Source organism: Rahnella sp. 1L-D-7-B-C2, assembly GCF_057290995.1.
Genome location: NZ_JBXAVQ010000012.1, coordinates 90460 through 107853, shown reverse-complemented (window position 1 = coordinate 107853; position 17394 = coordinate 90460). Strand labels below are relative to the sequence as shown.

The following is a 17394-nucleotide window of genomic DNA, read 5'->3' as shown; positions in this document are numbered from 1 at the left end:
CTCAATGTTTCTGAAGGATATTCATGGTTGCGATTCTGGTGGCGTATTTGTACGTGTCATGCGCTGCTAATTATCTGGCTTTCTCGTTGACATTTAATGACAAATTATCGGGTGATAAGATTTTAATCTTTGTGCTAATTATTTCTCCACTAACACCTATCATCAATATACTTAGTACATTGATATTAAAGAATTTAATGACTTTTGTTTTTGTGGGGTTTTATACAGGGATAATTCACTGGTATCAGCGATTTAAATGCAAATTCACAGCGGTGTTTCTTCACTGTAAATAGAGATTTCAGCCTGAGGTGAAAGGCGTGAATTTACCGGTTGTCCGAAAGGTGCCTGATGGATGAAATATTTTCCTCAGGCAGCCGGGAGTGCGGGTGACAGGCCGGTGCTGATACCGGCAGAACGTGGGAAATTGAGCAGAGGAAATGTCCTGAATTGAGCGTCAGGAGTCGGATTTTTCCGTGTCGGATATTTTGCGATACAGGCGCCTCGGATGGCCGATATTTCCGTACTGCATCTCGACGCCGATAAAGCCCATTTCGACACAATATTCCAGGTAGCGGCGCCCGGTGGTTTTGCTGATCCCGACCTCTTCCACTACCTGTTCAACCGACCAGCTGACGTCGGGTTTAGCGTTGAACACCCGCTGCACCAGTTCAAGCGTATTCGGCTCAATCCCTTTAGCGGAAGGGGCGGGCGGCGTATCGCTGGCGGGCAAATTGAATAACCTGTCGAGCGCACGCTGATCGACCACTTTCACATATCGCAGTGTCTCCACCAGCTGCATAAAACGTTCGAGCGAGCTGCGCAGGCGATGGAACGACACCGGTTTGATGATGTAATCGAATGCGCCGCTGCGCATCGCCTGACTACAGGTTTGCATATCGCTGGCGGCGGTAATGAAAATCACCGAGCAGTCGAAGCCTTTCAGCAGCGGACTGTCTATCAGGTCCACGCCCTGACCGTCCGGCAAATAGTTATCCAGCAGGATTAGCCGGGGCTGATGTAAACGGACTAATGAGCGCGCCTGTTCCAGGGTGGCGGCCAGGCCGACCACCCGCAGATTGAAATTTTGTTCGATAAAATCGCGGTGCAGACCGGCAAGATGCGGCTCATCTTCCACGATCACCACATCGAGTACGCTAAGATTATTCATGTTTCTTTCCTGTTAAAGCATCCGCCGGGGACGGAATAAAGACTGAAAATATCGTACCCTGCGGCGTATTGTCTGAGATTTCGATGCTGCCGCCCGCCTGACGGACATAACTTGCTACCAGATACAGGCCGATGCCATGTTCCGCGCCTGTCATATCATCGCCGCTCTGCGGCTTGCTGGTGACGCCCTGCTCAAACAGGTGAGGCTTCAGCACGTCATCCACGCCGCCGCCGCGATCGGCCACCTCAACCAGCAGCTCGTGATTTCTGTCAGAAATATATAGCTCCACCGGTGCAGGTGCGGTCTCTGCTTTAAGTGTGGCGTCCACGGCGTTATCCAGCAAATTGCCAATAACAGACATCAGCTCTGTTTCGCTAATGGCGGACGGGATGCGTGACAACTGACAGGCCGGATCGAATGCCAGCTCGACGCCTTTCTCGCGGGCGCTGACGTATTTCCCCAGCAGCAGCCCGCACAGCGCCGGCGAAGTGAAGCGCGCCGAGACAAAATCCAGCACCGCCTGCGCACCTTCGGACTGCGCCTGAATGTAGCGCATCGCGTCGTCGTAGCGCTGCATTTGCAGCAAACCGGCCAGCGTCGCAGTCCAGTTCAGCTGTTCATGGCGCATGATGCGCAGACTGTCGGCGTAGCGTTTGACCTGGCTCAGCTGGCTGCTGAGCGTATTGATGTCATTTTTATCGCGAAAGCTGAACACCCATCCGCTTTCCCTGCCGGGCTCCAGCTCGATAGGTACGCGGTTGACGATCACCTGCCGCTGATTGAGTACGGTTATCTGATCGTGACGGCTGCTGTTTTTGGCGGGGGGCGCGTCCTGAACGCCGCTTTCGGTAAAGAACGTTGGCGGAGTCTCCAGCACGTCAGCCAGCGGTTTGCCGAGCAGTTCATTTTCCGGCTGGCGGATATCCAGCAATTCACGCGCCGCGCGGTTAATCAGAATCAGCTGCTTCTGGCCGTTAATGGCAAATACGCCTTCATACATCGCTTCCAGCAGCGCTTTTTGCTGACGCACCAACAATGCAATATCTTTCGGCTCCAGCCAGAACATCTGCTTTTTTACGTTGCGGCTAAAGATCCACGAGAAAATAAACAGCAGGATTAAAAGCAGCATGCCATATAAACCCGCCTGCGCCAGACGGCGGCCATTAATATTATCGATATAAGATGTGAGATAACCGACCGAAACAATGCCGATGACCTGATGGCGGGCATTAAAAATCGGTGCTTTACTGCGTAATGAAACGCCGATGCCACCCTGGCGCACCGAAATAATGGTTTTCCCGGCCAGGACTTCAGCGTTATCGCCGCCAATCATCGGCAGATCAATTCTCTCCGGTGATTCGGAATGGTAAAGATGTCGCTCGCGGACATCGCCAATCACAATATAACTGGCATCGCTTTGATCGCGCAGCGGCTGGATCAGGCGCGCAATTCCTGTGACGTCGCGGTCAGCGACTTTTTGCGCCAGTCCCGGCATCAGTGCAATTTCACTCGCCTGAACCCGCGCCCGCTGGCCGAGATCGTGATGCAGTTGCCGGTCGATAACGTGAAACAAAATGGCGCCCAGCAGCGCTAACAGCAGGCAGGAAAATAGCACCAGAGATAAAAAAAGTTTTACCTGAAAAGGCAATCTGCGTTTCATACGACCTGCCACGGGAACATCAAAAGACACATGTGGAATAAGCGTATCACGGCGTAATCACCCTCGTAATCTGCCAAAGGCAGAGTTGTGAACAGGGAATTAAAAACACCTTTATTTCACGCAGTGATTACAAGGTTAATAAGGTTGTTTACTACTAATCTGGTAATCCTTATAAAGGAAGTCGCATTAACACCATAAAAACCATAACAACCTTAATCCCTGCGATTTTAATTTGAACAAACTCACATCCTCCCGACGGCTGTGTTTCTTATGCTGACCCTCTCAATAAAAAAAGTATCGATAAGAAAAGGGCGATGTCATGAGCACAACCGACGATTCCTACATTGTTGTTGAAGACAGAAATAAAACCGGACTCTCTGCCAGACAAAAATGGTGGCACATTCTGGATAATTACAAGATAGGGATTATTCCGCTGCCTTTCTTTTTGCTGGCGGGCGTGCTGATCCTGCTCGATTGCCTCAACGGTAAACTGCCCAGCGACATCGTGGTGATGGTGGCGACGCTGGCCTTCTTCGGTTTTGCCTGCGGCGAATTCGGTAAGCGCTTGCCGGTGGTCGGCAAACTCGGTGCGGCGGCGATCTGTGCCACCTTTATTCCCTCGGCGATGGTGCACTACGGCCTGCTGCCCGACGTCGTGGTCGATTCCACGGTCAAATTCTACAAATCCACTAACATCCTCTATCTCTACATCTGCTGCATCATTGTCGGCAGCATCATGAGTATGAACCGTCAGGTGCTGATCCAGGGCTTTATGCGCATCTTCGTGCCGATGTTGTGTGGTGAAATCGTTGGGATGATAGCCGGCATGGCGGTCGGTACCGCGCTCGGCTTACCGCCGGTGCAAACCTTCTTCTTCCTGATCCTGCCGATCATGGCCGGTGGCGTGGGCGAAGGCGCGATCCCACTGTCGATGGGCTACGCGACTATCTTGCATATGGAGCAGGGCGTGGCGCTTGGCCGTATTCTGCCGATCGTCATGCTCGGTAGCCTCACCGCGATCGTCCTGGCGGGCGTACTTAACCAGATCGGTAAACGTTATCCGCATCTGACCGGCGAAGGTACCCTGATGCCCGCGAAAAAAGGCCATCTGGGCAGTGGCACCGACGAATTCAACGGGAATCCGGGCGTCAATGCGCTGGCCTGTGGCGCACTGCTGGCGATCCTGCTGTACATGGTGGGGATGCTCGGTCAGAAGTGGATAGGCCTGCCTGCGCCGGTCGGCATGTTATTTGCGGCAGTGGTGGTGAAACTGGCGAACGGCATTTCCCCGACGATTCAGCACGGCTCGATGGCGGTGTATAAATTCTTCCGCACGGCGGTGACTTATCCGGTACTGTTCGCAGTAGGTGTGGCGATCACGCCGTGGCAGGAGCTGGTTGACGCCTTTACCGTGCAGAACCTGTTGGTGATTGTCACCACAGTGCTGGCGCTGGTGGCCACCGGTTTTTATGTCGGCAAGAAAATTGGCATGCATCCGATTGATGTGGCGATCGTCTCATGTTGCCAGAGCGGGCAGGGCGGCACGGGTGATGTGGCGATCCTGACCTCCGGCAACCGCATGACCCTGATGCCGTTCGCACAAATTGCTACCCGAATTGGTGGTGCGATCAACGTGTCTGTAGGACTTTTCGTGCTGGCGAAGTTCTTCTCCTAAATCCTGCCTGCGGAAGGGATTGGTTTTATAAGGTAAATAACAGAGAGTCCATTTTCGGACTCTTTTTATGATGGTTATTATCTGTCCGCTGGTTATTATTTACTCACTCAACGACGAGTCACCCGCCCCGTTTGCTGGTTCCCAGGTAAGGAAAAATTATATTTTAAGAAAAGAAATCGCGCATGTTTCGTTTTAAAACTTTCACCTCTGCATTATTAATATCGTCTTCCTTATTGTTCAGTACGCATTCTTTTGCGTTTGATTTACCCAAAGAATTCGCTGCCATCGGCCAGCATCATTATATTCAAAATGAGATTTTTGATGTCAAAGAATCCGCTATTTATGATGGCAATTTCGGTCAATCGAAGACTATCAAAGCGGCCTTACTCTCCCAGTATTCCCGCTGGAAAGGCACGCAGTATCACTGGGGCGGCACCACGCACAGCGGCGTCGATTGTTCCGCGCTGATGCAGCATATTTTCAATGATTCCCTGCACACCGAATTACCGCGCACGACGTTTGAACAAATCAAAAATGGCACAACGGTGAGTAAAAATAATCTTAAGCCGGGGGATTTAGTGTTTTTCAAAACAACGCCTGGCGATCGTCACGTAGGGGTGTATATCGGTGATAACCAATTTATTCATGCATCCAAAATCGAAGGTGTCACAATTTCATCACTGGATAATCAATATTGGGTGGATCACTACGAAACAGCGCGACGTTTAGAACTGACAACATAATGTAATTTGTTTGCAGAAGAGGCGGATAAAACATTTATCCGCCTGCTGTGTGATTAACGCTTTATTTATCCGAAGATGCCTGCCACAGATTCAGTTCCCCATCTGCAACGTGTTTATCAATCGCCGCCAGCTCCTCCGCGCTGAAACGCAGATTGCCCAGTGCCTGCACATTTTCGTCCAGTTGTTCCGGGCGGCTCGCGCCAATCAGCACCGACGTCACGCGGTCATCTTTCAGCAACCAGCTCAGCGCCATCTGCGCCATCGTCTGGCCGCGCTGCTGTGCCATCTCATTGAGCAACCGCAGGCTGTTAAGGTTGGCATCAGTGAGCATTTTGGCATTCAGTCCGCGCACTTTATTTCCTTCGATCTGCATCCTTGAACCGTCCGGAATACCGTTGAGATATTTCCCGGTCAGCAGCCCCTGCGCCAGCGGTGTAAAGGCAATACAGCCTGCTCCATTTTGCTCCAGCGTATCGAGTAATCCGCTCTTATCGACCCAGCGGTTCAGCAAGTTGTAAGACGGCTGATGGATCAGCAGCGGTACTTTCAGCTCGCGTAACAGCTCAGCCATTTTCTGCGTGCGCTCCGGCGAGTAAGACGAGATCCCGACATACAGCGCCTTGCCGCTTTGCACGGCATAAGCCAGCGCGGCGGCGGTTTCTTCCATCGGCGTTTCTTCATCTACGCGGTGCGAATAGAAGATATCGACATAATCGAGCCCCATGCGTTGCAGGCTTTGATCAAGACTCGCCAGCAGATATTTACGTGAACCGCCCGCGCCGTAAGGGCCGGGCCACATGTCATAACCGGCTTTGGTAGAGATGATCAGCTCATCGCGATACGACGAAAAATCCTGACGCAGCAGCTTGCCGAAATTCTCTTCCGTCGAACCCGGAGGCGGCCCGTAGTTATTCGCCAGATCAAAATGGGTGATGCCTAAATCAAAAGCTGTTTGCAGCAGCGCGCGCTGTGATTCCAGCGGGCTGACGTGGCCGAAGCTGTGCCACAGGCCAAGCGAAAGAGCAGGGAGTTTGAGGCCGCTTTGACCGCAGCGGCGAAATTGCATGGTTTCATAGCGGGAGGGTGATGCAGTGTAAGGCATGATGTTTCCTTTTTGATTGCGTAGGGTTTTGAAACACTGTTTCTATACTAACGCTCAGAGCAATAAGGGCAACATCGGAAGCGGTTTTTAGCTCACTCCCCTGCGAAGGGGAGTAAATCCATCAGCAATTATGCGTCAAAAGTCCCAGTCCTCATCTTCCGTATTCACCGCCGTACCAATCACATACGATGAGCCTGAACCCGAGAAGAAGTCGTGGTTTTCGTCGGCGTTTGGTGACAATGCGGAAAGGATCGCCGGATTGACGTCCGCCATGCTGGCCGGGAACAGGGCTTCATAGCCGAGATTCATCAGCGCTTTATTGGCGTTGTAGTGCAGGAATTTTTTTACATCCTCGCTCCAGCCGACGCCGTCGTATAATTCTTCGGTGTAGCGGATCTCGTTGTCGTACAGGTCCTGCATCAGATCAAACGCCTGCTCTTTGATCTGCCGCTGACGTTCTTCGCTTTCCAGCGCCAGGGCTTTCTGAAACTTATAGCCGATGTAATAACCGTGAACGGCTTCATCGCGAATGATCAGACGGATCAGATCGGCGGTGTTGGTCAGCTTGGCGCGGCTCGACCAGTACATCGGCAGATAAAAACCGGAGTAGAACAGGAAGGATTCCAGAAACACGCTGGCGACTTTCTTCATCAGCGGATCTTCGCCGTCGTAGTATGAAAGAATGATCGCCGCTTTGTTTTGCAACGCGACGTTTTCCTCACTCCAGCGATAGGCTTCGTCTACGTCCACGGTGGCGCACAGCGTCGAGAAGATCGAGCTGTAAGAACGCGCATGTACTGCTTCCATAAAGCAGATATTCGAGTACACCGCTTCTTCGTGCTGTGTCACCGCATCTTTCATCAGCGTCGGTGCACCGACCACGTTTTGCACGGTGTCTAGCAGCGTCAGGCCGGTAAACACGCGGATGGTCAGCTGCTTTTCCTGAGCGTTTAGCGTCGCCCAAGACGGAATGTCATTGGAGAGCGGCACTTTTTCCGGCAGCCAGAAATTGGAGGTCAGACGGTTCCACACTTCCAAGTCTTTATCGTCCTGAAGTTTGTTCCAGTTAATGGCTTTGCTTACCGGCTGTGGCACCAGCAGTTGTTTAATTCCACTCATATTTCTTCCTTAAAGCGTGCAGGACACGCAGCCCTGAACTTCGGTGCCTGCCAGCGCCATCTGACGCAGACGGATGTAATAAATAGTCTTGATGCCTTTACGCCAGGCGTAAATTTGCGCTTTGTTGATGTCGCGCGTAGTGGCGGTATCGCGGAAGAACAGCGTCAGCGACAGCCCCTGATCGACGTGCTGCGTGGCCTCGGCGTAGGTATCAATAATCTTTTCCGGGCCGATTTCGTAGGCATCCTGGTAGTAATCCAGATTGTCGTTGGTCATAAACGCTGCCGGATAATACACACGGCCAATTTTGCCCTCTTTGCGGATTTCCACGCGGGACACAATCGGGTGAATACTCGACGTCGAGTTATTGATATACGAAATCGAACCGGTCGGCGGCACCGCCTGCAAATTCTGGTTATACAGCCCGTGCTGCATCACCGATGCTTTCAGTTCCGCCCAGTCTGCGGGGGTCGGGATTGGGATCCCGGCATCGGCGAACAGTTCACGTACGCGCTCAGTTTTTGGCTGCCATTTATCTGCCTGCGCGTCATCGACGTATTTTTCAAAATAGGTGCCGCTGGCGTAGGTCGAATCGGCAAAACCTTTGAAGGATTGCTGGCGCTCGATGGCGATCTGGTTCGAGGCGCGGATCGCGTGGAACGCCACGGCGCAGAAGTAGATATTGGTGAAATCCAGACCTTCTTCGGAACCGTAATAAATCCGCTCGCGGCACAGATAACCGTGCAAATTCATCTGGCCGAGGCCGATGGCGTGCGAATCCTGATTCCCCTGGTCGATAGACGGCACTGAGCGAATGTGGCTCATGTCAGAAACCGCCGTCAGCGCCCGTACCGCCATTTCTACGGTGTGACCGAAATCCGGTGAATCCATCGCTGAAGCGATATTCAGTGAGCCGAGATTACAGGAAATGTCTTTGCCAACCTGCTGATACGACAAATCTTCGCCGTAAATCGTCGGCGAATTCACCTGCAAAATCTCCGAACACAGGTTGCTCATGTTGATGCGACCTTTGATCGGATTGGCGCGGTTCACCGTATCTTCAAACATCATGTACGGATAGCCGGATTCAAACTGAATCTCCGCCAGAATCTGGAAGAACTCGCGGGCGTTGATCTTGGTTTTGTGAATGCGCTTGTCATTCACCATCTCGCGGTATTTCTCGGTGATGCTGATTTCAGACATCGGCACGCCGTAGACTTTCTCGACGTGGTATGGCGAGAACAGGTACATGTCTTCGTTATTTTTTGCCAGCTCGAAAGTGATATCCGGAATAACCACGCCGAGCGACAGCGTTTTGATGCGGATCTTCTCGTCGGCATTTTCGCGTTTGGTATCCAGGAAACGCAGAATGTCCGGATGATGCGCGTTGAGATAGACCGCGCCCGCCCCCTGACGCGCGCCGAGCTGGTTGGCGTAGGAGAACGCATCTTCCAGCATCTTCATTATCGGGATCACGCCGGAGGACTGATTTTCGATACGCTTAATCGGCGCGCCAACTTCACGAATGTTGGTCAGCATGAACGCCACGCCGCCGCCGCGTTTGGACAGCTGCAGCGCCGAGTTCACCGAGCGGCCGATGGATTCCATATTGTCTTCGATACGCAGTAGGAAGCAGGAGACCAGTTCGCCGCGCTGTTTTTTACCGCAGTTGAGGAACGTCGGCGTCGCAGGCTGGAAGCGGCCGGAAATGATCTCATCCACGAAATGCCCGGCAAGCTGGATATCGCCGTGCGCCAGCGTCAGCGCCACCATGCACACGCGGTCTTCGTAACGCTCAAGGTAACGCTTGCCGTCGAAGGTTTTCAGCGTGTAGCTGGTGTAATACTTGAATGCGCCCAGAAAGGTCTGGAAGCGGAATTTTTTGGCGTAAGCCTGTTTGAATAACGCCTTGATGTCGTCGAAAGCGTATTGATCTAACACGGCGGCTTCGTAATAACCCTCTTCCACCAGATAGCGTAATTTCTCCGCCAGATTGTGGAAAAACACCGTATTTTGATTCACGTGTTGCAGAAAATACTGACGTGCAGCCAGCCGGTCTTTATCGAACTGGATGCGGCCTTCGGCATCGAACAGATTCAACATGGCGTTGAGCGCGTGATAATCGGGGCTGGAGGTGTCCGCCTCGGTGAGATTCAGTTCTGTCGTTGCCAAAATTCAGTAACTCCCTGTGTAACCTTTGCAACGTCTTCCGGCGTACCCAGCAATTCAAAGCGGTACAGGTAAGGCACCTGACACTTCTGGGCGATGATGTCACCGGCTATGCAATACGCTGCGCCGAAATTGGTATTCCCGGCGGCGATAACGCCGCGGATGAGTGAACGGTTATGTTCGTCGTTCAGAAAACGGATCACTTGTGTCGGCACTGCGCCTTTGGCCGACCCGCCGCCGTAGCTCGGGACCACCAGAATGTACGGTGAAGTCACGCGCAATTTTTCAGGCTGACGGTTAATCGGAATGCGGATCGCCGGCAATCCGGTTCTGCCGACGAAGCGATGTGTGTTTTCGGAACTGCTGGAGAAATAGACCAACGGATTCATCCGCCGATCCTCAGAACGCGTTCTGGAGCTGACGCAGTTCGCTGATTTTGTCCGGACGAAAACCGGACCAGTGATCGTCACCGGCGACAATGACCGGAACCTGCTGATAACCCATCGCACGAACCTGGCCAAGCGCCTGCACATCTTGAGTCAAATCGATCACTTCATAGGCGATGCCATGTTTATCTAATGCACGGTACGTCGCATTGCACTGGACACAGTCTGGTTTACTGTAAATAATAATGCTCATGATTCGTATTTCCATTTGGTAAGAAATCAGAGACAATTTTTGCCTGACCGCTGCGGCGCTGCTTTTGCCGGGGATCAGGCGCGAGAGTCGGTGCCTTCATGGCGTCCCGATGGATCGAATACTAGATGTGGTAATTAAAATATTCAACCACACAATATGTAGATATTTCAAAAATGCTTATTGCAAAAACGACAAAGCCCGCAGGATGCGGGCTGTGAGGCGAAAACTTTTTCAGATTCAAATAAAGTTCAAATAGTGAGCGATCAGGTTACTGGCGCATACCGACGGCCAGACGGTTGAATGCATTCATTACCGCAATCGCAAAGGTCAATTCTGAGATTTCCACTTCGCTGAACTGTGCTTTGAGCGGCTCAAAGGCGCTGTCCGGTGCGCCGGTCGCCGCCACCAGTGTGATTGATTCTGCCCATGCCAGCGCGGCACGTTCACGCTCAGAATATGCATGGCTTACTTGCCAGCCCGCCAGCTGATCCAGTTTGGTCTGGGCAACGTCCATTTTACGCAATGCCTTCGAATGCATATCCAGACAGTAAGCGCAGCCATTTATTTGTGAAACGCGCAGGAATACCAGCTCGATAATCACATTATCCAGCGGACCTTTTTCCAGCGCGTCGAGTGCTGCGACCATCGGTTCCATCACAGAAGAAGACAGGGTGAAGTAGGGCAGGCGAAGCGTATTCATAGTGATTTCCCGGTTGAAGGAAGACGCACAGCGCGTCTCTATACCCGCCACTTTACGCGGTGTATGGTCTATACTACAGAGCCATAAAATGTCTATTTAAGCAGGTCATGATGAGCCGCTTCAGCCTTGCCTTTCACCTCGACTCAAAGCGTCATGCACCCCTTTACCGGCAGATTTATCAGCGAGTCAAAGCCGCCATCATGGAAGGACAGCTGGCGCACGGCAGCCGCGTGCCTTCCGTACGGGCGCTGGCAAGCGAACTCGGCGTGGCGCGCGCCACGGTGGAAAATGCGTATGGCCTGCTGACCGCTGAAGGTTTTCTGCAAAGCCGCGGTCAGGCGGGAACGGTAGTCAGCGCGCCGGAAAGCTTATCCTCACCGGCGCCTTCGCCGGTTCGCGAAACCAATGCGCGCAGGCCGATCAACCCGATGTTGCCTTCCGTCTCTTCGCTGCCTTTTCAGCTCGGATTACCCGCGCTTGACTCTTTTCCCCGCGCTATCTGGTCACGTATCGTCTCGCGGCAAATCCGTCATACTGCCAGTAACGATCTCGGTCATCCCCCTCTGACCGGCGTTGAATCGCTGCGCCATTCCATTGCGCGTTACCTGCAACTTTCCCGTGGTTTTACCTGCCGTCCGGAACAGATTTTTATCTGCGCCGGTTATGCGCCGGTGCTGGATCTGATTATCGGCAGCCTGCTACAGCCGGGTGAGGGAGTATGGCTTGAAGACCCCGGTTATCCGGTGACGCAGGCATTTTTCCGCGCGGCGGGGGCCGTGCCGATGGCGGTGAATGTCGATGACGAAGGGATGAACGTGCCGCAGGCGGTGAAGGAGCATCCGCAGGCGCGTTTTGCTGTGGTAACACCTGCGCATCAAAGCCCGACCGGCGTAACCATGAGCCTCTCGCGCCGCATGGCGTTACTTGACTGGGCGGCCAGACAGCAGGCATGGATAATCGAAGATGATTACGACAGCGAATTCCGCTATCACGGCCAGCCGCTGCCTTCACTGAAAAGTCTGGATACGCAGGGGCGGGTGATTTACGCCGGAACGTTCAGCAAAGTGATGTTCCCTGCGCTGCGCTGCGGCTACGTGGTGGTGCCGGAAAGTCTGGTGGATAAGCTTGAGGCTTACTGCCCGCTGCGTATCTGCGGCACGCCGCCTGTATTGCAAAGCAGCATTGCAGAATTCATCGAGCAGGGGCATTTTTACCGGCATCTGAAACGCATGCGTCAGCTGTACGCCGAACGTCGGGGCTATCTTGAACAGGCGCTGACGGCGGCCTTTGGAGCAGAGGTATTGCAGGTGACGGAGCAGATCGGCGGCATTCAACTGTGCGCCAGACTCAGTGAAAATTTTGATGATGCGGCGATCGCCAGCAGCGCGCGCGAGCAGGGGCTGGCAGTGCAGGCATTGTCCGACTGGCAGGTTTTACGCCGCGAGCGGGGTGATACGTTACGGCCAAACGGTTTGCTGATGGGCTTTCCGAATATCTCTTCACAGGAACAGGCGCACGCGCTGGCAGCACGGCTGGCAGAGGTGGTTTGCACATTCCAGAAATAGAAAACGGAGCCCGTGGGCTCCGTCGTCTTTTTAGCAATCGCGCCGCAATGAGGGAGCAGCGCTGGTATCTTATGAATCCCGACACAGGAACGGATACCTTAAATTGCTCATTCGTGACTAGCGACGTCCCAGCAGGACACCGATCACAATACCGATTGCAGCACCGGCACCGACGCCATACCACGGATTATCTTTTACATAATCATTGGCCTGGGCGGCAGCATCACGGGCGTGCTGACTGATTTTATCGCCGTTAAAACGGGCGCGTGTATCATGTAATACGCCCTGAGCTTTGCTGCGAAGTTTGTCCAGTTCATCCTTGGATTTACTGCCCGCTGACTGAAGCACTTCATCCAGCGTGTCAGCCAGTAAGGTCACGTCCTGATCAATGCTTTTTTCTACTTTGTCTGTTTTCTTGTTAAACATTCGGTCTCTCCTTGTTGAACGATATTTTTCAGTTTTTTTACTGATGTTTAAAACTGATGCTTAAAGCATAGACCAAAATCCTGTACCGGATGCTTCCTCGAGAACATCTGCCTGTATTTTCGGGGATAAACAGACCATGAGTCGGGTGGAAAAAGTCATGCACGGCGCGGCTTTACGTGACGCGGATCAGATTTTTCCGCAATTGAGTTTGACGTTACAGCCGATAACATTTTTACCCCGTTTTACCGGCAAAACCCGTTTATACTGTTGATTCCACTCTCAGTGTTCACATCCGGTTTGCCCATGTCTTTAAGCACGCTTCGCTCAAATCTCCAGCTCAATAAACGCATTCTGTCGTTTATGCTTTTCACCTTTGTTGTCTATCTGACGATTGGCCTGCCGCTGGCCGTTTTACCGGGATTTGTACATAACACTCTTGGTTATAACTCGGTGCTGGCTGGCCTGATTATTAGCGTCCAGTATTTCTCGACGCTGGTCAGTCGTCCTCACGCCGGACGTTATGCCGACCAGCTTGGCCCGAAACGAGTGGTGATTTTCGGACTGATCTGCTGTGGCATGAGTGGTGTGTTCTATGCGCTGGCATTTGTTTTTGCGCATTCTTCACTGGCGAGTTTACTGCTGCTGTGCGTGGCGCGAATTTTCCTTGGCGTCGGGGAAAGTTTCGGCAGCACCGGCACCACGCTGTGGGGGATTGGCGCGGTCGGCGCGAAACATACGGCGCGGGTGATTTCATGGAATGGTGTTGCAACTTACGGCGCGATGGCCGTCGGCGCTCCGCTGGGGGTGATACTCAATCATGGTTTCGGGCTGGCGGGTGTGGCGGGACTTATCGTCTTCGCTGTAGTCATAGCCGCCGTGGTTGCCTGCGGAAAAGCGGCGATTTCGGTCACGGCAGGCAAGCGGATCGCCTTCAAATCGGTGGTAGGGCGAATTTGGCTCTACGGTCTTGGACTGGGCTTTGGGACGATCGGTTTCGGGGTGATCGCCACCTTTATTACGCTTTACTACGCCGATAAAGGTTGGAGCGGCGCGGCATTCACGCTCACTTTATTTAGCCTCGGTTTTGTCGGCACACGTCTGGTATTTGGCAATGCGATCAACCGGTTTGGCGGCTTGCGTGTGTCTTTGGTGTCGTTTGTCTTTGAAATTGCAGGCTTACTGATGATCTGGATGGGAACCGATCCTATCACGGTGCAGCTCGGCGCACTCCTCACCGGCTCCGGCTTCTCGCTGGTTTTTCCTGCGCTCGGCGTCGAGGCGGTCAAACAGGTGCCGCCGCAGAATCAGGGAACGGCACTGGGGTTGTATTCGGCATTCCTCGATTTAGGGTTGGGGATCACCGGGCCAGTAGCAGGCTTGCTGATCGCGCATCTGGGGACGCCGTCGATTTATCTGGCCGCAGCGTTTATGGTGGTCATTGCGTGGCTGCTGACTCTCAGGCTCTGGTTGCGGACTTCACGTAAACACCCGGTCAGTTAGCCCTTTTGGCGTGTTTAGATAAATCCTAAATGCGCCAAAATTGGGGATAAATGCATTGTCTGGCAGAGTTATTGCGGTAAGGTCGCCTTGCGGTTAAAGAAGCGAGGAGCAACCATGTATTTACGGCCAGATGAAGTGGCACGCGTTTTAGAAACATCAGGATTTGAGCGCGATTATATTGATGATAAAGCTTACGGTTATCGCCGTGGCGAGTTTTACGTGTATGTGAACCGGGAAGCGCGGTTTGGCCGGACTGCCCTGGTAATACACCCGGCGATGAAAGAACGCAGTGAGCGTTTTGCCGAGCCTACCGCGTCGTTTCGTAGCAGCGATGCCTATAAGAATTTCCCGCTGGATGTCTCCAGCGAAAACGAAACCTACTACGGCATTTGCCACGGTTTCAGTTCACGTCAGATCCTGGCAAGTTATCTGGATAACGTGTTCAGATGATCGGTTTCAGGTAACCAGTCACAGATCGATGACGAGAAAAGCCGCTGATTCAGCGGCTTTTTTGCATCTATACCAGATGGATCTGATTATAGGTTTCGTTGTAATCGCGGCGGAACTGCGCGAGTTCGAAAGGTTCGATATCCAGTTCTGCGAAGTAAAACAGCGCCAGCTCGGCGTGTTCGCTGCTCAGCTGCGGCGGAAGATGCGCGCGCACCAGAATATTGCGCCAGCGGATAATATTTTCAGCCGACGCATCTTTGATAAACGTGTGATAGATAAAGACCACGTAAGCCGCTTTGCGGATCTCTTCCGCATACCCACCGCTTATCGAGCGGATAAACATCTGGCTCTGCCGTTTGCCCATTTCCAGCAGCATGGAATCAATGTAAACCGGTTTGATTTTCAACAGACTGGCGAGTGACTCATTCGCTTTACGGGTGTCTGCCGTCATGAACCAATAACCCACAATAAAAACCACAACAATTGCAGCAAGCATAATCCATATCATTCTGGACCCTGGCCTCCGGCCTTTTCTGGCGTGATGTGAAAGGTGCATGCAACACCCGATGCTGCGAGTTTATCTGCTAATGGAAAGAAATACGTGAAGGTGTGACAAAGAATTTGCGCATGCTTCGTAGAATGTCATTGTAGAGGCATGGGTTATTGATTTTTCCGTGTAGAAAAACATGTACTTTTAAGGGAGTGACAGATGGCGAGAAACATTGAAATTAAAGTCAGGATTGATGATTTTTCAGCGATGTATGAAAAACTGGCGCTGATAAGCGACGGCCTGCCGGACATTATTGATCAGGACGACACCTTTTTTATCTGTCCGCACGGGCGTCTGAAATTGCGTACGCTGGCGGCAGATCGCGGTGAGCTGATTTTTTATCAACGCCCTGACCAGGCTGGCCCGAAAACCAGTTTTTACCAGCTTTCTGAAACGCATGATCCCGACAGTCTGCGCGAAACCTTGACGCTGGCGTATGGCGCGGCCGGTCGGGTGATAAAGCAGCGCACGTTGTTTATGGCCGGGCAAACCCGTTTGCATCTGGATCGGGTGAAAGGGCTGGGGGATTATCTGGAGTTTGAAGTGGTGCTCGCGGAGGACGAAACGCCGGAACAAGGCATTGCGATTGCAGAAGATTTACTTGAGCGGCTGGGTATCGATCGTCAGGAACTGGTGGATCAGGCGTACGTCGATTTGCTGAGACAGAAGGGTAAACATCACGAAGCTTGACCGCGCCGGAATCGAAATATTTGCCGCCTTCTTTTCATTGCAAAGATGAAGGCGGCAACGGAGCGTTTTAAGCGGTTACTTAGTGTCTTCCAGCGAGTACGGCAGCGGCTGAATGCTCAACTGGCTGGCCGCATCTTCACGAACGCGAAGATGGGTATCCGCCTCCAGATCGTTATTCAGCACCGCCTGAACCCAAACGGTACCGTCGTTGAGCTGCACCGCCGCTAACACCGTGCCGGTACGGCGCCAGTTCTCACCGAGCTGCATCTCAAGATCGTCCGCCGGAGCCGGTACTTTGCTGGCTTTTCCGGACAGCCAGAACAGCGCACGTTTATTCGCGCCACGGTATTTCGCGCGCGCCACCATCTCCTGACCGGCGTAGCAGCCTTTGGTGAAGCTGATGCCGTCGAGCGCCTGAATATTCGTCGCCTGCGGAATAAACTGAACCGCGTTGGCGCTGTCAATTACCGGGAAACCGGCCTCAATATCCAGCGCCAGCCACTGCTGGCTGTCATTACGCTGCGCCTGTTCACCCAGCTCTTCCACCACCTGACGGGCTTTTTCCGGGCTGGTGATAATAAGAAAACGTTCGGCAGGCAGAGAGAAGTGCAGCAGGGTCGTTTCATCCTGTTGCACCACAGGCTGTTCAGCGGTCGGCAGCGTCGAGAACAATCCGGTCAGCGCGGCGCTGGCCTGAAAACCGGCTACGCCAAGCAGAACCACGTCGTCATCGGCGGTAAAGGTGATTTTGGAAAACACCGCATACTTTTTAATTTCAGCTAACTGTGTATCGCGCAGGTTACGGCGTTCAAGATACGCCATGCCGTCCCCGCGTTTGAACAGGCGCAGGTTGCTCCACATTTTGCCCTTGGCATCACAGTGCGCACAGAGCACATGATGATCGGCAGCCAGCGCGTCGACGTCGGCTGTGACCTGACCTTGCAGATATTTCATCGTATCCGCGCCGGTTATGGTGACCATTGCCCAGTCTTCCAGCGAAATCAGGGTGAGGGGCAGATGGGAAGACGCCGAAGGTTTTTGCGGTGGAAACGGAAATTCGTGAGCCATTTTCTTATCCCGGTCTATGAAATGTGACTGATGCCTCATGGTAAAAGAGGCCACCGCCTTTGAAAACAGTTATTGGTGCCTTTTACGGGATGCCTTCCGGAGAATGTAAACAGAGCGACAGGTTTGCATCAGGTTTTACGGCACATCACGTAGATTGACAAAACAAGGCA

At 52.9% G+C, this 17394-nt stretch carries 17 protein-coding genes; 6 read left to right on the top strand and 11 right to left on the bottom strand.

Translation table 11 applies throughout. The features are described from left to right. Nucleotides 1-454 precede the first annotated feature (454 nt). Complete coding sequence (locus AC0Z7K_RS17925; protein ID WP_413530926.1) at nucleotides 455-1168, bottom strand: response regulator; 714 nt, start codon at nucleotides 1166-1168, stop codon at nucleotides 455-457. Further along, nucleotides 1161-2828, bottom strand: a complete 1668-nt coding sequence (locus AC0Z7K_RS17920; RefSeq protein ID WP_485615377.1) for an ATP-binding protein — start codon at nucleotides 2826-2828, stop codon at nucleotides 1161-1163. The genes AC0Z7K_RS17925 and AC0Z7K_RS17920 overlap by 8 nt, the downstream gene beginning before the upstream one ends. A 319-nt stretch (nucleotides 2829-3147) precedes the next feature. Between AC0Z7K_RS17920 and AC0Z7K_RS17915 the strand changes: the two genes are divergently transcribed. Both AC0Z7K_RS17915 and AC0Z7K_RS17910 read left to right on the top strand, forming a co-directional pair. Further along, nucleotides 3148-4503, top strand: a complete 1356-nt coding sequence (locus AC0Z7K_RS17915; RefSeq protein ID WP_485615376.1) for a 2-hydroxycarboxylate transporter family protein — start codon at nucleotides 3148-3150, stop codon at nucleotides 4501-4503. A gap of 182 nt (nucleotides 4504-4685) precedes the next feature. Beyond that, nucleotides 4686-5246 carry an NlpC/P60 family protein gene (locus tag AC0Z7K_RS17910; protein ID WP_485615375.1) on the top strand — a complete coding sequence of 187 codons (561 nt, stop codon included), beginning with the start codon at nucleotides 4686-4688 and terminating at the stop codon, nucleotides 5244-5246. Between the two features lie 61 nt (nucleotides 5247-5307). On the opposite strand, the gene mgrA is transcribed toward AC0Z7K_RS17910, so the two are convergent. From mgrA to AC0Z7K_RS17880, 6 genes are all read right to left on the bottom strand, one after another. Then, nucleotides 5308-6348: an L-glyceraldehyde 3-phosphate reductase gene (gene mgrA, locus AC0Z7K_RS17905; protein WP_485615374.1), complete on the bottom strand. Its 1041-nt coding sequence runs from the start codon at nucleotides 6346-6348 to the stop codon at nucleotides 5308-5310. Nucleotides 6349-6483: 135 nt separating this feature from the next. Continuing rightward, nucleotides 6484-7467, bottom strand: coding sequence for a class 1b ribonucleoside-diphosphate reductase subunit beta (gene nrdF, locus AC0Z7K_RS17900; protein WP_112165837.1), 984 nt, complete (start codon nucleotides 7465-7467; stop codon nucleotides 6484-6486). A gap of 9 nt (nucleotides 7468-7476) precedes the next feature. Continuing rightward, a complete protein-coding gene (gene nrdE, locus AC0Z7K_RS17895; RefSeq protein WP_485615373.1) occupies nucleotides 7477-9639 on the bottom strand; it encodes a class 1b ribonucleoside-diphosphate reductase subunit alpha in 2163 nt (720 codons plus the stop codon). Continuing rightward, complete coding sequence (gene nrdI, locus AC0Z7K_RS17890) at nucleotides 9621-10025, bottom strand: class Ib ribonucleoside-diphosphate reductase assembly flavoprotein NrdI (RefSeq protein WP_112165841.1); 405 nt, start codon at nucleotides 10023-10025, stop codon at nucleotides 9621-9623. Before nrdI ends, nrdE begins: the two co-directional genes overlap by 19 nt. A gap of 10 nt (nucleotides 10026-10035) precedes the next feature. Further along, nucleotides 10036-10275 (bottom strand): glutaredoxin-like protein NrdH, encoded by a 240-nt coding sequence (gene nrdH, locus AC0Z7K_RS17885; protein ID WP_413530919.1) that lies wholly within the window; start codon nucleotides 10273-10275, stop codon nucleotides 10036-10038. Nucleotides 10276-10543: 268 nt separating this feature from the next. Further along, complete coding sequence (locus tag AC0Z7K_RS17880) at nucleotides 10544-10975, bottom strand: carboxymuconolactone decarboxylase family protein (protein WP_485615372.1); 432 nt, start codon at nucleotides 10973-10975, stop codon at nucleotides 10544-10546. Between the two features lie 110 nt (nucleotides 10976-11085). On the opposite strand from AC0Z7K_RS17880, the gene pdxR reads away from it, so the two are divergent. After that, entirely contained in the window at nucleotides 11086-12540 is a 1455-nt protein-coding gene (gene pdxR / locus AC0Z7K_RS17875) for a MocR-like pyridoxine biosynthesis transcription factor PdxR (protein WP_485615387.1), read from the top strand. A gap of 117 nt (nucleotides 12541-12657) precedes the next feature. Here pdxR and AC0Z7K_RS17870 read toward each other — a convergent pair whose 3' ends face one another. Beyond that, nucleotides 12658-12966, bottom strand: coding sequence for an ElaB/YgaM/YqjD family protein (locus AC0Z7K_RS17870; RefSeq protein ID WP_485615371.1), 309 nt, complete (start codon nucleotides 12964-12966; stop codon nucleotides 12658-12660). A 303-nt stretch (nucleotides 12967-13269) separates the two neighbouring features. Here AC0Z7K_RS17870 and AC0Z7K_RS17865 point away from each other — a divergent pair, with 303 nt between their 5' ends. Together AC0Z7K_RS17865 and AC0Z7K_RS17860 are read left to right on the top strand one after the other, a co-directional pair. Continuing rightward, nucleotides 13270-14466, top strand: coding sequence for an MFS transporter (locus AC0Z7K_RS17865; protein ID WP_485615370.1), 1197 nt, complete (start codon nucleotides 13270-13272; stop codon nucleotides 14464-14466). Between the two features lie 114 nt (nucleotides 14467-14580). Further along, on the top strand, nucleotides 14581-14916 hold the full coding sequence (locus AC0Z7K_RS17860; RefSeq protein WP_413530916.1) for a DUF2002 family protein: 336 nt from the start codon (nucleotides 14581-14583) through the stop codon (nucleotides 14914-14916). A gap of 67 nt (nucleotides 14917-14983) precedes the next feature. On the opposite strand, the gene AC0Z7K_RS17855 is transcribed toward AC0Z7K_RS17860, so the two are convergent. Continuing rightward, nucleotides 14984-15424, bottom strand: a complete 441-nt coding sequence (locus AC0Z7K_RS17855) for a DUF1198 domain-containing protein (protein ID WP_413530915.1) — start codon at nucleotides 15422-15424, stop codon at nucleotides 14984-14986. Between the two features lie 201 nt (nucleotides 15425-15625). Between AC0Z7K_RS17855 and AC0Z7K_RS17850 the strand changes: the two genes are divergently transcribed. Next, nucleotides 15626-16156 carry a class IV adenylate cyclase gene (locus tag AC0Z7K_RS17850; RefSeq protein ID WP_485615369.1) on the top strand — a complete coding sequence of 177 codons (531 nt, stop codon included), beginning with the start codon at nucleotides 15626-15628 and terminating at the stop codon, nucleotides 16154-16156. Between the two features lie 75 nt (nucleotides 16157-16231). Here AC0Z7K_RS17850 and ygfZ read toward each other — a convergent pair whose 3' ends face one another. Then, complete coding sequence (gene ygfZ, locus AC0Z7K_RS17845) at nucleotides 16232-17224, bottom strand: tRNA-modifying protein YgfZ (protein WP_485615368.1); 993 nt, start codon at nucleotides 17222-17224, stop codon at nucleotides 16232-16234. Nucleotides 17225-17394 lie beyond the last annotated feature (170 nt).